This window comes from Enterobacter cloacae complex sp. S3 (assembly GCF_014930495.1).
GTDB classification, from domain to species: domain Bacteria; phylum Pseudomonadota; class Gammaproteobacteria; order Enterobacterales; family Enterobacteriaceae; genus Enterobacter; species Enterobacter asburiae_B.
On the sequence record NZ_JADBRD010000018.1, the window covers coordinates 162,428 to 175,309 of the forward strand.

Here is a 12,882-nt window from a genome sequence, read left to right on the forward strand (position 1 = left end):
ACGGCCCTCCGCTGAGAGCCGTTTACGTCAATTTATGCTCGTCGCAGTAACCTGAATATGCCCAGCACCACAATGGCACCCACGACAGCGACCAGAAAACTGTGCAGGTCGAAACCACTTATGTTGCCTCCAAAGCCAAACATCGTCGCCAGCCAGCCGCCCACAACCGCACCAACGACCCCGAGTACACAGGTCAGAATAAAGCCGCCGCCATCGTTTCCCGGCATGATCAGTTTAGCGATAGCGCCAGCAATAAGACCAAAGATAATCCAGGCGATGATACCCATAGCGATGCCCTCTTGCAGGTTAAACGCGTGCGCAGAAAACCTTCTGCACAGCTAACTTAAGTATAGGTCATCGCCGGAAAACTATTTTCATCTCACCGACTTATCTTTGCTTAAACAGGCAAAAAAACTCACCGGTTTGTATTAAGTTTCATTGCAGATTGCCGATAACGCTAAGACAGTCTGTCATCAATCAAGGAGCCATCCGGCGTGAGTCATTACAGTGAGCAGTTCCTCAAGCAAAATCCGCTGGCTGTATTAGGGGTATTACGCGACCTGCAAAAAGGTGAAGTGCCGCTGCGCATCAGCTGGTCGAATAATCAGTTCATCAGCAAGATCCTTGACGCCTCGCAGGATCGGCTGGTGATTGATTTAGGCAGTCAGGAGTATGAAAACCGCGCGGCGCTGAAAGCGGAGAATATCGCGGTGATGGCCGAAACGCAGGGTGCCAAAGTGGAGTTTGTTCTGTCGCGGCTGGAACTGAGCGAATACCAGGGACTGCCAGCTTTTGTTACCCCGCTTCCGACCAATCTCTGGTTTGTTCAGCGTCGTGAATATTTCCGCATCAGCGCCCCGCTTCACCCCGCCTATTTTTGTAAGGCCAAAATGCCGGACAAAAAAGAGATCCGCTTCCGCCTCTTCGATCTGTCGCTGGGCGGCATGGGCGCGCTGATGGACACGCCGAAACCGGACGGGCTGGTAGAGGGCATGCGGTTTACGCAAATCGAACTGGATATGGGGGGCTGGGGTCGCTTTTATTTCGATGCGCAGCTGATTGCCATCAGCGACCGCACCGTCGTGGACAGCAAAAATGAAACTATCACCACGCCGCGTCTGAGCTTCCGTTTCCTCAACGTCGGGCCCGGCGCAGAGCGTGAGCTTCAGCGCATTATCTATTCCCTGGAGCGAGAGGCGCGGGAACGCGCAAATAAGGTCCTGTGAAGAAATCGGGCAGCGTGACCGCCGCCCGTCTGCGGCATTACATGGCATCCATCGCTTTCTGTACTTTCCAGATATAACGAGGCGCCTGTGGTGCCGGGTGATTTTTCGCCACATGTTCAAAGAATTCGTCTTTGTCCATGCCGTTAATCTCTTCTATCGCCTCTTTGCGGTCAGAGGAGAAGGTTCTGAGCAACGCGCCGGCACCGTTAACGTAAGACACTACCAGCGCGTACTGCATCACCTCTGGATCCTTAATCCCCTTCAGCACGCCATGCTCCATGATGCTCAGATAGGCCGTGCCCATTGAAATGTTACGTTCCGGGTTCTTCAGCTCGCTGGTCGACGGCTGGCCGCTCCAGCCCATGTAGCGGTAAACCTCTCTCCCGGCCGTTGACGCTTTAAGCTGCATCAGCCCCACCGCGTTGGATTTGCTGACAAGCGTGGGATTACCGCCGGACTCCACCGCAATGATCGCCGTGATGAGACGCGGGCTGACGCCCCAGGCCTTCCCGGCTTGCTCACTGATCGGCATCCACTGCATGGCCCGTTTCACCGGCACTTCCGGATTCCAGGGCGGATTTTGATAATCATGTTTTGAACTACAGCCAGCAAGCAACACAATCAAAAAAGCAAACCATCTCAATTTCACGTCATCTATCCTTATAGCCGGTCATCGCGGTGCGCCGCCTCTTGAAGCAGGCAGCGTATAAGCGGCATGATATAGACAATTAGTTTCTCATTCAGCAAGGAATTGCCATGTCTCAGTTTCATCTCATCGCGCCGTCGGGCTACTGCATTAACCAGGACGCGGCGCAGCGGGGCGTTCAGCGTTTGCTGGAATCTGGCCATCAGGTAGAAAATCAGACGATTATCCCCCGCCGCCAGCAGCGTTTTGCCGGTACCGAAGCGCAGAGGCTGAATGATATCAATAGTCTGGTGAACCTGACGGGCGAAAACCGGGTTGTGCTTGCGGTGCGCGGCGGATATGGCGCGAGCCGTCTGCTGGAGAGCATTGACTGGCAGGGGCTGGCGCTGCGCCAGCAGCAGGATCCGCTGCTGATCTGCGGCCACAGCGATTTCACCGTCATCCAGCTTGGGCTGCTGGCCCTGCATAACGTCATCACCTTCAGCGGTCCGATGCTGGCCGGTAACTTCGGCGCACCGGAGCTGGATGCGTTTACCGTGGAACATTTCTGGCGCGCGCTGCGCAATTCTACCTACAGCGTGGAGTGGCAAGGCAATGGGCCGCACTGGGAATGTGAAGGCCAGCTCTGGGGCGGCAATCTGGCGATGCTGGTCTCGCTCATCGGCACGCCGTGGATGCCGCAAATCGAGGACGGCATTCTGGTGCTGGAAGATATCAACGAACATCCGTTCCGCGTCGAGCGCATGCTATTGCAGCTTTATCATGCCGGTATTCTTGAACGCCAGTCCGCGGTTGTGCTGGGCAGCTTCAGCGGCTCTGCTCCGAATGACTATGACGCGGGTTACTCCCTGGAGACCATGGTCGACTTCGTTCGCTCGCGGCTGGATATTCCGGTCATCACCGGTCTGGATTTCGGCCATGAGCAGCAAACCGTCACCCTGGCGCTGGGGGCGCATGCCTCCCTGATCCACAACGATTCCGGCAGTCGGCTGACCATCAGCGGTCATCCTGTCATAAAGGCATAAAAAAGCCGTTATACCCCCTTAATAAAACGCTGTTGCCGTTGTTAATATGTTAGGGTTTTAGTAACAGCGTTAACATTGAGGTGGGAGTAAGAGAACATTGGATGCCGCAGCGATAATCAGCCTTTTCATTTTGGGTTCCGTCCTTGTAACCAGCAGTATTTTATTAAGTTCATTTTCATCGCGTCTCGGCATACCTATTCTTGTCATTTTCCTCGCCATCGGCATGCTGGCCGGCATTGATGGCATTGGCGGTATCCCATTCGATAACTACCCCTTCGCCTACATGGTGAGTAACCTCGCGCTGGCGGTGATCCTGCTGGACGGCGGGATGCGCACCCAGGCGAGCTCCTTCCGCGTGGCCTTAGGGCCTGCGCTGTCGCTCGCCACGGTCGGCGTGTTGATTACCTCTGGCCTCACCGGAATGATGGCCGCGTGGCTTTTCCATCTCAATATCATGGAAGGTTTGCTGATTGGCGCCATCGTGGGCTCAACCGATGCGGCAGCGGTGTTTTCCCTGCTCGGCGGAAAAGGGCTTAACGAACGCGTTGGCTCCACGCTTGAGATTGAATCCGGTAGTAACGATCCGATGGCGGTATTTCTCACCATTACGCTTATCGAGATGATTCAGCAGCATGAAAGCGGGCTGAGCTGGATGTTTGCGTTACATATCCTGCAGCAGTTCGGTCTGGGGATTGTCATCGGCCTGGCGGGGGGATACCTCTTACAGCAGACGATCAACCGCATCTCGCTGCCCGCGGGGCTTTACCCTCTGCTGGCGCTGAGCGGCGGCATTCTTATTTTTGCCGTCACCACCGCAGTGGACGGCAGCGGTATTCTCGCGGTCTATCTCTGCGGGTTCCTGATGGGCAACCGCCCTATTCGCAACCGGCATGCCATTTTGCAGAACTTCGACGGCCTGGCGTGGCTGGCGCAAATCGGCATGTTCCTGGTGCTGGGCCTGCTGGTTACGCCATCGGACCTGCTGCCGATCGCCGTTCCGGCGCTGCTGCTGTCCGCGTGGATGATCTTCTTCGCCCGTCCGCTGTCGGTATTTGCAGGCCTGCTGCCGTTTCGCGGCTTCAACCTGCGCGAGCGGGTCTTTATCAGCTGGGTGGGGCTGCGCGGCGCGGTGCCGATTATCCTTGCGGTGTTCCCGATGATGGCCGGTCTGGATAACGCGCGGCTGTTCTTTAACGTGGCGTTCTTCGTGGTGCTGATTTCCCTGCTGTTCCAGGGAACCTCGCTCGGGTGGGCGGCGAAAAAAGCCAAAGTGGTGGTCCCGCCCGTGGGCTGGCCGGTCTCCCGCGTGGGGCTCGATATTCATCCGGAGAACCCGTGGGAACAGTTTGTCTATCAGCTGAGCGCCGACAAATGGTGCGTGGGGGCCTCGCTGCGCGATTTGCACATGCCGACCGAAACGCGCATTGCCGCCCTGTTCCGCGATAATGTCCTGCTGCACCCTACCGGCAGCACCCGCCTGCGCGAGGGGGATATTCTCTGCGTGATTGGTCGCGAGCGCGACCTGCCCGCGCTGGGCAAGCTGTTCAGCCAGTCGCCTCCGGTGGCGCTGGATCAGCGTTTCTTCGGCGATTTTATTCTGGAAGCCAGCGCTAAATTTGCGGATGTGGCGCTGATTTACGGTCTGGATGAAGGTGCTGAAGACGGTGATAACCCGCAAACGCTGGGCGAAATCATCCAGCAGCGGCTTGGCGCTGCCCCGGTCGTGGGGGATCAGGTAGAGTTTGCCGGGATGATCTGGACCGTTGCCGAAAAAGAAGATAACGCGGTGCGGAAAGTCGGTTTAAGGCCGATGGAAGAGGAAGCGGAGTAGTTTTTTTGCCGGGTGGCGGTTTCGCCTTACCCGGCCTACAAAACCCTCGAACGTAGGCCGGGTAAGCGTTAGCGCCACCCGGCGAACATAAGTTACACCGTCACAACCGGCACTCGAGGGGCCAGCGCGCACATCAATTCATACCCCACCGTGCCCGCCGCGGCAGCCACGTCATCAATCTTAACTTCGTTACCCCACAGCTCGACGGGTGAGCCAATGCCCGCCTGCGGGCATGGCGTCAGGTCAACGGCCAGCATATCCATAGATACGGTGCCCACCGTTCCCGTGCGAACCCCATCGACCCAGACCGGCGTGCCGGTCGGCGCGATGCGCGGGTAGCCGTCGGCATAACCGCCCGCCACGATGCCAATCCGCTGCTCGCCTTTTGCCCGGTAGCGGCTACCGTAGCCCACCGTGTCCCCGGCCTTCAGCGTCTGCACGCCAATGATTTCACTGCGCAGGGTCATGACCGGCTTCAGGCCGCTGTTGGCGATATCCTGCCACTCGCCAGAGGGAGACGCACCGTACAGAACGATCCCCGGACGCACCCAGTTATAGTGCGCCTCGGGATGCCACAGCGTGGCCGCCGAGTTCGACAGCGAGCGCGGGCAATCCAGCCCTTCAGCCGCCTGCTCAATGCGGACCATGGCATCGGCAATACCGTCGGGTTTTTCCGCGTCGGCAAAATGCGCCATCAGCGTCATTTCGCCCACGTTTTTCATGGCGCGCAGCTGCTGCCAGACCGTATGCACCCGCTCAGGCTGAAAGCCCAGGCGGTTCATGCCGCTGTTCACCTTGAGGTAGATATCCAGCGGAGCATGGAGCTTCGCATCCTGGATCGCCTTAATCTGCCAGTTACTGTGCACGCTGGTGGTCAGCCGGTACTTATCCAGCAGCGGCAGATCGTCCGCATGGAAGAACCCTTCCAGCAGTAGAATCGGCCCTTTCCAGCCGCGCTCGCGCAGCAGAATGGCCTCTTCAAGATTCAGTAGCGCAAAACCGTCGGTCGCGCTCAGCGCGCTCCAGATACGGTCAATACCGTGGCCGTAGGCATTCGCTTTCACCACCGACCAGACGCGCGAACCCGGGGCCGCCCGACGAACAATTTGCAGATTATCCTTGAGGGCCTGCAGGTTCAGCTGGGCCAGAACAGGACGGGACATGACAACTCCTTAGCTATGCGCGCCGTGCAGGTGCTGTGGACGCGAAGGCGTAAACCCCGATTGATAGCGCGCGGCGCTTAAATCGTCAAACGGAATTGCCGGCGTGCGCCCGGAAATCAGGTCGCTCAGCAGCTGGCCCGATCCGCAGGCCATCGTCCAGCCGAGCGTGCCGTGTCCGGTATTGGTCCACAGGTTTTTGTAAGGCGTGCGGCCTACGATCGGCGTGCCGTCAGGGGTCATCGGACGCAGGCCGGTCCAGAACGTCGCCTGCTCAACAAAACCGCCGCGCGGGAAGAGATCGCCCACGACCATCTCCAGCGTTTCACGACGCGGCTGCAGCAGTTCGGTGTTGAAGCCAACAATTTCCGCCATGCCGCCCACACGAATGCGGTTGTCGAAGCGGGTAATGGCGATTTTGTAGGTTTCGTCCAGAATGGTCGACACCGGGGCGCCGCTCTCTTCTTTCACCGGAATGGTCAGCGAGTAGCCCTTCAGCGGATAGACCGGAATGTCGAGAATGCCTTTCAGCATGGCGGTGGAGTACGAACCAAACGCCATCACGTAGGCATCGGCTTTGATTACCTCGTCGCCGCACTTCACGCCGTAAATTTTTTCGCCTTCCGACAGCAGCTTGTCGACGGAGGTGTTAAAGCGGAACTTCACCCCCGCCTGCTCGCACATTTGCGCAAGACGTTGCGTAAAGAGCTGGCAGTCGCCGGTTTCGTCATTTGGCAGGCGCAGGCCGCCGGTCAGCTTGTGCGCCACTTCCGCCAGCGCCGGTTCAACCTGGCCAAGCTGGCTGGCTTCCAGCAGCTGGTACGGTACGCCGGCATCTTCCAGCACGGCGATATCGCGAGTGGCATTTTCGTACTGTTGCTCGGTGCGGAACAGCTGCAGCGTGCCGCCCTGGCGGCCTTCATACTCAATCCCCGTCGACGCGCGCAGCGCTTTCAGACAGTCGCGGCTGTATTCCGCCAGGCGCACCATGCGCCCTTTGTTCTCCATGTAGTGGCGGGTGTCGCAGTTGCGCAGCATCTGCCACATCCACTTCAGCTGGAACTGCGTGCCGTCAAGGCTGATGGCCAGCGGCGCATGGCGCTGGAACATCCATTTAATCGCTTTCAGCGGAACGCCCGGCGCAGCCCACGGCGCCGCATACCCCGGAGAGATTTGCCCGGCGTTCGCCGCGCTGGTTTCAAGCGCGGGACCGGATTCACGATCGATTACGGTTACGTCATGTCCCGCCTGACTTAAATACCAGGCGCTGGTTACCCCAACGACACCACTTCCCAGTATGACAACACGCATAGCCACTCCATTATGTGCAAAAGAACAATCTTCTAATTACAGATTGATAACCTAGTTGAAAATATTATTCAACATACGACTTTTTTATGGTGACTTACCTCACACATCCCCCAGCATCAGGGGATAGTGCTAATTTGGGATCTCCTGCTGCGCGTTATTTTTAACCAGCATAATATGCTGAGCCATACCGTTTTTTTGCCGTATCAAAAACGCGAAATCGCAAAGAATAAATTTCTACCCCAGCACGCTTTTTAACACGTTGATCTATGCTTGAAAGGAGGCTCTCCAGACAGAGAGAGCACCCACAACGAGGGCGCGCTAATGGCTACTATTGATTCCCTGAACAAGGACAACACACGTCTGAGCGATGGACCCGACTGGACCTTCGAGCTGCTGGATGTTTACCTCGCCGAAATCGACCGGGTCGCAAAGCTGTATCGTCTGGATACCTATCCCCATCAGATTGAAGTCATTACGTCCGAACAGATGATGGACGCCTACTCCAGCGTCGGGATGCCGATTAACTATCCGCACTGGTCGTTTGGCAAAAAATTTATTGAAACCGAGCGGCTATATAAGCACGGCCAGCAGGGGCTGGCGTATGAGATTGTGATTAACTCCAATCCGTGTATTGCTTATTTAATGGAAGAGAACACCATTACCATGCAGGCGCTGGTGATGGCGCACGCCTGCTACGGGCACAACTCCTTTTTCAAGAATAACTACCTGTTCCGCAGCTGGACGGACGCCAGCTCCATCGTCGATTACCTGATCTTCGCCCGTAAATACATTACCGACTGCGAGGAGCGCTACGGCGTGGACGAAGTGGAAAAACTGCTCGACTCCTGCCACGCGCTGATGAACTACGGCGTGGACCGCTACAAACGTCCACAGAAAATCTCCCTGCAGGAGGAGAAAGCCCGGCAGAAGAGCCGCGAAGAGTACCTGCAAAGCCAGGTGAACATGCTGTGGCGAACCCTGCCGAAGCGTGAGGAGGAAAAAACGATCGCCGAAGCGCGTCGCTATCCGTCCGAGCCGCAGGAGAACCTGCTCTATTTTATGGAGAAGAACGCCCCGCTGCTGGAGCCGTGGCAGCGTGAGATCCTGCGCATCGTGCGCAAGGTGAGCCAGTATTTTTACCCGCAAAAGCAGACGCAGGTCATGAACGAAGGCTGGGCGACCTTCTGGCACTACACCATTCTTAACCATCTGTACGACGAGGGGAAAGTGACCGAACGGTTCATGATGGAATTCCTCCACAGCCATACCAATGTGGTGTTCCAGCCGCCCTACAACAGCCCGTGGTACAGCGGGATTAACCCGTATGCGCTTGGCTTCGCCATGTTCCAGGACATTAAGCGCATCTGCCAGTCGCCGACGGAAGAAGACAAGTACTGGTTCCCGGATATCGCCGGTTCTGACTGGCTGGAAACGCTGCACTTTGCGATGCGCGACTTTAAGGACGAGAGCTTCATCAGCCAGTTTATGTCGCCGAAGATCATGCGTGATTTCCGCTTCTTCACCGTGCTGGACGATGACCGCAACAACTATCTGGAGATCTCCGCAATCCATAACGAAGAGGGATACCGTGAGATCCGCTCTCGCCTCTCTTCCCAGTACAACCTGAGCAATCTTGAGCCGAATATTCAGGTATGGAACGTCGATTTGCGCGGCGACCGCTCTCTGACGCTGCGCTATATCCCGCACAATCGCGCGCCGCTGGATAAAGGGCGTAAAGAGGTGCTGAAGCACGTGCATCGCCTGTGGGGTTTTGACGTGCAGCTGGAGCAGCAGAATGAAGACGGGAGCGTCGAGCTGCTGGAACGTTGCCCGGCGCGGTTGAATACGCTGTAGTGACGCTTTTGCCTGGTGGCGGCTACGCTTACCGGGCGAAAAAAAAACCTCTCGTATGAGAGGTTTTTTCTTTTAGCGGGTCTGAATCGCTAAATCACCCGGCAGCGTTTTCTGCATACGGTGCCAGATTTCACCGGAATCGTGACCGTAGCGGCGCACCGTCTCATAAACCTGATCGTGCAGACCTTCGGTACAGAGCTTGCTCAGCTTGTGGTAGAAGCCCAGCGCCAGGCTACGCGCTTCCGGATTGGCAAAGTAGTGGCGGCCAATGCGGGTGTAAAGCCCTTTCATACCGTTGAGGATCAGCCCATACACCGGGTTGCCGGAGGCAAACGCCAGGCCGCGGAACACGTTGTAATCGAGAGTGGCAAAAGCATCGGCATGATCTTCCACCTCGTTCGCGCTGGCCAGCACCGCAAGGGCGTCTTCCGGATGCTGACGGAAAGCGGTACGAATAAAGATCGTCGCGATGTTGGTGCGAACGGAGAGCAGATTATCAATGAGCTGCGGCACGCTTTCATGGTCAAGACGCGCCAGCGTTTCAAGAATGTTCAGCCCGGACGTTTCCCAGAAGTTGTTCACTTTCGTAGGCTTACCGTGCTGGATCGTCAACCAGCCATCGCGCGCCAGCCGCTGAAGCACTTCACGCAGCGTGGTGCGAGTGACGCCAATCAGTTCAGAGAGTTCGCGTTCAGCCGGAAGAATGGACCCCGCAGGGAAACGATTATTCCAGATGCTTTCGATGATGTACTCTTCCGCGAAACCCGCCGGGCTCTGCGCCTTAATGACCATAGTGAGATTTCCATTACACAGCTTTAGCAAATTGGACTCATCATACCAGAGGCACGCAGTGGCAGGTAGCGCGGCAAAGAGAGAAAAGAGGGATCGCCGTTTCATTTTTGTGAAATTTACAATGCAGCCTTATCCGCCTCCAGGCCGCGATTTTTGCGTATACTGATGTTTTGTCTTACTTGACGGGAAGGACGTCTGTTGTGGAAATTTCTTTTGGGCGCGCGCTATGGCGCAATTTTTTAGGTCAGTCTCCTGACTGGTATAAGCTGATACTGCTGGTTTTCCTGGTCGTTAATCCCATCATTTTTAGCGTGAATCCCTTTATCGCCGGCTGGCTGCTGGTGGCGGAGTTTATCTTCACCCTGGCCATGGCGCTGAAATGTTATCCCCTTCTGCCGGGCGGATTGCTGGCGTTTGAAGCCGTCGTCATCGGTATGACCAGCGCCGGGCATGTCAAAGCAGAGCTGGCGTCTAATCTCGAAGTGCTTCTGCTGCTGATCTTTATGGTGGCCGGCATCTACTTTATGAAACAGCTGCTGCTGTTCATCTTCACGCGCCTGCTGCTCAGCATTCCGTCGAAAATGTTCCTCTCGCTGGCGTTTTGCCTTGCCGCCGCCTTCCTGTCGGCGTTCCTGGATGCGCTGACGGTCGTTGCGGTAGTGATCAGCGTCGCGGTTGGGTTTTACGGTATTTATCACCGCGTGGCCTCCTCTCGCCCAAATGAGGACCTGCAGGATGACAGCCACGTCGAGGCGCATAACCGTGACGTGCTGGAACAATTCCGCGCGTTTCTGCGCAGCCTGATGATGCATGCCGGCGTGGGTACCGCGCTGGGCGGCGTGATGACAATGGTGGGCGAGCCGCAAAACCTGATCATTGCCAAAGCGGCGGGCTGGAACTTCGGTGATTTCTTCCTGAGAATGGCCCCGGTGAGCGTACCGGTGCTGATCTGCGGGCTGGCGACCTGTCTGCTGGTGGAGAAGTTTCACCTCTTCGGCTACGGGGCGCAGCTCCCGGAGCCGGTTCGTCAGGAGCTGCATAAATTCGATCTGCAGAGCCGAAGCCAGCGGACGCGCCAGGAGACGCTACGACTGATTGCTCAGGGGATCATCGGCGTCTGGCTTATCGCGGCGCTGGCGTTCCATCTTGCCGAAGTGGGGCTGATTGGCCTGTCAGTCATTATTCTCGCCACCACCTTTACCGGCGTGACGGACGAACATGCCATCGGCAAGGCGTTTACCGAAGCCCTGCCGTTTACCGCCCTGCTGGCGGTGTTCTTTGCCGTCGTGGCGGTGATTATCGACCAGCACCTGTTCGCGCCGATTATTGCCTTTGTATTACAGGCGTCACCGGATGCTCAGCTCTCGCTGTTTTACCTGTTTAACGGCCTGCTCTCGTCGATCTCAGATAACGTCTTCGTCGGGACGGTCTACATCAACGAGGCTAAAGCGGCCATGGAGCAAGGCGTTATCAGCGCCGGACAGTTTGAGCTGCTGGCCGTGGCGATCAACACCGGCACCAACCTGCCGTCGGTAGCGACGCCAAATGGCCAGGCCGCCTTCCTGTTCCTGCTGACCTCCGCCCTCGCGCCGCTCATACGTCTTTCTTATGGCAGGATGGTATGGATGGCGCTGCCCTATACGCTGGTGCTCACGATCGTGGGATTGCTTTGCGTCAAAATTACCCTCATTCCCTGTACGCAATGGCTGGTACAAGCGGGTATACTTGCGGCGCAGTAAACTATGCATCTCGGGCAGTTCGCTGCCCGTTTGCCTTTTCGCACGATAAACATCCAATTACGTTTTATTTCGCCAGGTACAGGTGGCGCGAAAAACGAATTCGTTTACACTGCGCTTTCTAAGCATGTTCCAGGGAAATGATTATGTTGAGATTTTTAAACCAGTGCTCCCGCGGTCGCGGAGCGTGGTTGTTAATGGCCCTGACCGCCTTTGCGCTGGAAATGGTCGCGCTGTGGTTCCAGCATGTAATGGGACTGAAACCTTGCGTACTGTGTATTTACGAACGCAGCGCGCTGTTCGGCATTATGGGTGCGGGCCTGGTGGGTGCGATTGCCCCAAAATCGCCGCTTCGCTATGCCGGTATTGCCATCTGGATCTACAGCGCCTGGAAAGGAATTGAACTCTCCTGGCAGCACACCATGATGCAATTGCATCCGTCACCGTTTATGACCTGTGATTTTGCCGCCCGCTTCCCAAGCTGGCTGCCGCTGGACAAATGGCTGCCGCAGGTGTTTGTCGCATCCGGTGACTGCTCCGTTCGCCAGTGGGAATTCCTGACGCTGGAGATGCCGCAGTGGCTGGTGGGCATTTTTGCCGCCTACTTCGTCGTGGCGCTGCTGGTGCTGATTGCCCAGCCGTTCAAACCGAAGAAACGCGATTTGTTCGGAAGGTAAACGCAAAACGGCAACCAAGGTTGCCGTTTTTAGCGTTTGCGCCCTCTCCTGTGGGAGAGGTTGGGGTGAGGGCATCAGGCCGCACAAGCACAAAAAAACCCGCCTCGGCGGGTTTTTTAATCTTAACGGGTCGGGTGGTTCATGATGTGATCTTCCCAGTCCTGCACCTCGGACTCTTTCACCGCGATGTGGCGCACAGAAATGCGTTCACCGTGCATCGCCGCTTTTGAACCGGTTAACAGCGGATGCCAGTCAGGCAGACCTTTCCCTTCCGCCAGCAGGCGATACGCGCAGGTATGCGGCAGCCATTCAAACGTCGGCAGATTATCCCGGGTTAACTTGATGCAGTCAGGCTCAAATTCAAACCGGCGCTCATAGTTGCGGCACTGGCAGGTTTTAATGTTTAACTGCTTGCAGGCAACGTTGGTGAAGTAGATTTCGTCCGTATCTTCATCCATCAGCTTGTGCAGGCAGCACTGCCCGCAGCCGTCGCACAATGATTCCCATTCCGCGTCAGTCATGTCGTCGAGAGTTTTGCTTTGCCAGAAAGGGATGTCGTTCATCAGGATGTCCACACGTCAAAAGAAAGCGCACCTTATAACGAGTCTGGCACGTTGTTGCAAG

Annotated in this window: 12 protein-coding genes; 6 read left to right on the plus strand and 6 right to left on the minus strand. The window is 56.7% G+C overall.

From position 1 onward, the window contains the following. Positions 1-32 precede the first annotated feature (32 nt). The gene (locus IM317_RS10875; protein WP_008502662.1) at positions 33-287 is read right to left on the minus strand and encodes a GlsB/YeaQ/YmgE family stress response membrane protein; all 255 of its coding nucleotides are present in this window, start codon (positions 285-287) and stop codon (positions 33-35) included. Positions 288-494: 207 nt separating this feature from the next. Between IM317_RS10875 and IM317_RS10880 the strand changes: the two genes are divergently transcribed. Beyond that, positions 495-1,226 carry a flagellar brake protein gene (locus IM317_RS10880; RefSeq protein ID WP_023312174.1) on the plus strand — a complete coding sequence of 244 codons (732 nt, stop codon included), beginning with the start codon at positions 495-497 and terminating at the stop codon, positions 1,224-1,226. Between the two features lie 37 nt (positions 1,227-1,263). Here the strand turns inward: IM317_RS10880 and emtA are convergent, their stop codons facing one another. Next, the gene (emtA, locus tag IM317_RS10885) at positions 1,264-1,875 is read right to left on the minus strand and encodes a membrane-bound lytic murein transglycosylase EmtA (protein ID WP_033145813.1); all 612 of its coding nucleotides are present in this window, start codon (positions 1,873-1,875) and stop codon (positions 1,264-1,266) included. Between the two features lie 107 nt (positions 1,876-1,982). Between emtA and ldcA the strand changes: the two genes are divergently transcribed. Both ldcA and IM317_RS10895 read left to right on the plus strand, forming a co-directional pair. After that, positions 1,983-2,897: a muramoyltetrapeptide carboxypeptidase gene (gene ldcA / locus IM317_RS10890; protein ID WP_033145814.1), complete on the plus strand. Its 915-nt coding sequence runs from the start codon at positions 1,983-1,985 to the stop codon at positions 2,895-2,897. A 97-nt stretch (positions 2,898-2,994) separates the two neighbouring features. Continuing rightward, on the plus strand, positions 2,995-4,728 hold the full coding sequence (locus IM317_RS10895) for a potassium/proton antiporter (RefSeq protein ID WP_023312177.1): 1,734 nt from the start codon (positions 2,995-2,997) through the stop codon (positions 4,726-4,728). A gap of 92 nt (positions 4,729-4,820) precedes the next feature. On the opposite strand, the gene dadX is transcribed toward IM317_RS10895, so the two are convergent. Together dadX and IM317_RS10905 are read right to left on the minus strand one after the other, a co-directional pair. Next, complete coding sequence (gene dadX / locus IM317_RS10900; RefSeq protein ID WP_033145815.1) at positions 4,821-5,891, minus strand: catabolic alanine racemase DadX; 1,071 nt, start codon at positions 5,889-5,891, stop codon at positions 4,821-4,823. A 9-nt stretch (positions 5,892-5,900) separates the two neighbouring features. Beyond that, the gene (locus IM317_RS10905) at positions 5,901-7,199 is read right to left on the minus strand and encodes a D-amino acid dehydrogenase (protein WP_033145816.1); all 1,299 of its coding nucleotides are present in this window, start codon (positions 7,197-7,199) and stop codon (positions 5,901-5,903) included. Between the two features lie 321 nt (positions 7,200-7,520). On the opposite strand from IM317_RS10905, the gene IM317_RS10910 reads away from it, so the two are divergent. Further along, the gene (locus tag IM317_RS10910) at positions 7,521-9,053 is read left to right on the plus strand and encodes a SpoVR family protein (protein ID WP_023293929.1); all 1,533 of its coding nucleotides are present in this window, start codon (positions 7,521-7,523) and stop codon (positions 9,051-9,053) included. Positions 9,054-9,125: 72 nt separating this feature from the next. On the opposite strand, the gene fadR is transcribed toward IM317_RS10910, so the two are convergent. Next, positions 9,126-9,845, minus strand: a complete 720-nt coding sequence (fadR, locus tag IM317_RS10915; protein ID WP_023336056.1) for a fatty acid metabolism transcriptional regulator FadR — start codon at positions 9,843-9,845, stop codon at positions 9,126-9,128. Positions 9,846-10,045: 200 nt separating this feature from the next. On the opposite strand from fadR, the gene nhaB reads away from it, so the two are divergent. After that, positions 10,046-11,584, plus strand: a complete 1,539-nt coding sequence (nhaB, locus tag IM317_RS10920) for a Na(+)/H(+) antiporter NhaB (protein WP_033145817.1) — start codon at positions 10,046-10,048, stop codon at positions 11,582-11,584. 143 nt (positions 11,585-11,727) lie between these two features. Next, complete coding sequence (dsbB, locus tag IM317_RS10925; RefSeq protein WP_023312182.1) at positions 11,728-12,258, plus strand: disulfide bond formation protein DsbB; 531 nt, start codon at positions 11,728-11,730, stop codon at positions 12,256-12,258. Between the two features lie 122 nt (positions 12,259-12,380). Here dsbB and IM317_RS10930 read toward each other — a convergent pair whose 3' ends face one another. Further along, a complete protein-coding gene (locus tag IM317_RS10930) occupies positions 12,381-12,821 on the minus strand; it encodes a YcgN family cysteine cluster protein (RefSeq protein ID WP_033145818.1) in 441 nt (146 codons plus the stop codon). Between the last annotated feature and the right edge of the window lie 61 nt (positions 12,822-12,882).

What these genes read in the sequence shown, in the direction of transcription:
- fadR (WP_023336056.1), bottom strand. Translation starts at nt 9,845, where the DNA reads ATGGTCATTAAGGCGCAGAGCCCGGCGGGTTTCGCGGAAGAGTACATC.
- IM317_RS10910 (WP_023293929.1), top strand. Translation starts at nt 7,521, where the DNA reads ATGGCTACTATTGATTCCCTGAACAAGGACAACACACGTCTGAGCGAT.
- IM317_RS10875 (WP_008502662.1), bottom strand. Translation starts at nt 287, where the DNA reads ATGGGTATCATCGCCTGGATTATCTTTGGTCTTATTGCTGGCGCTATC.
- ldcA (WP_033145814.1), top strand. Translation starts at nt 1,983, where the DNA reads ATGTCTCAGTTTCATCTCATCGCGCCGTCGGGCTACTGCATTAACCAG.
- dsbB (WP_023312182.1), top strand. Translation starts at nt 11,728, where the DNA reads ATGTTGAGATTTTTAAACCAGTGCTCCCGCGGTCGCGGAGCGTGGTTG.
- IM317_RS10905 (WP_033145816.1), bottom strand. Translation starts at nt 7,199, where the DNA reads ATGCGTGTTGTCATACTGGGAAGTGGTGTCGTTGGGGTAACCAGCGCC.
- IM317_RS10930 (WP_033145818.1), bottom strand. Translation starts at nt 12,821, where the DNA reads ATGAACGACATCCCTTTCTGGCAAAGCAAAACTCTCGACGACATGACT.
- dadX (WP_033145815.1), bottom strand. Translation starts at nt 5,891, where the DNA reads ATGTCCCGTCCTGTTCTGGCCCAGCTGAACCTGCAGGCCCTCAAGGAT.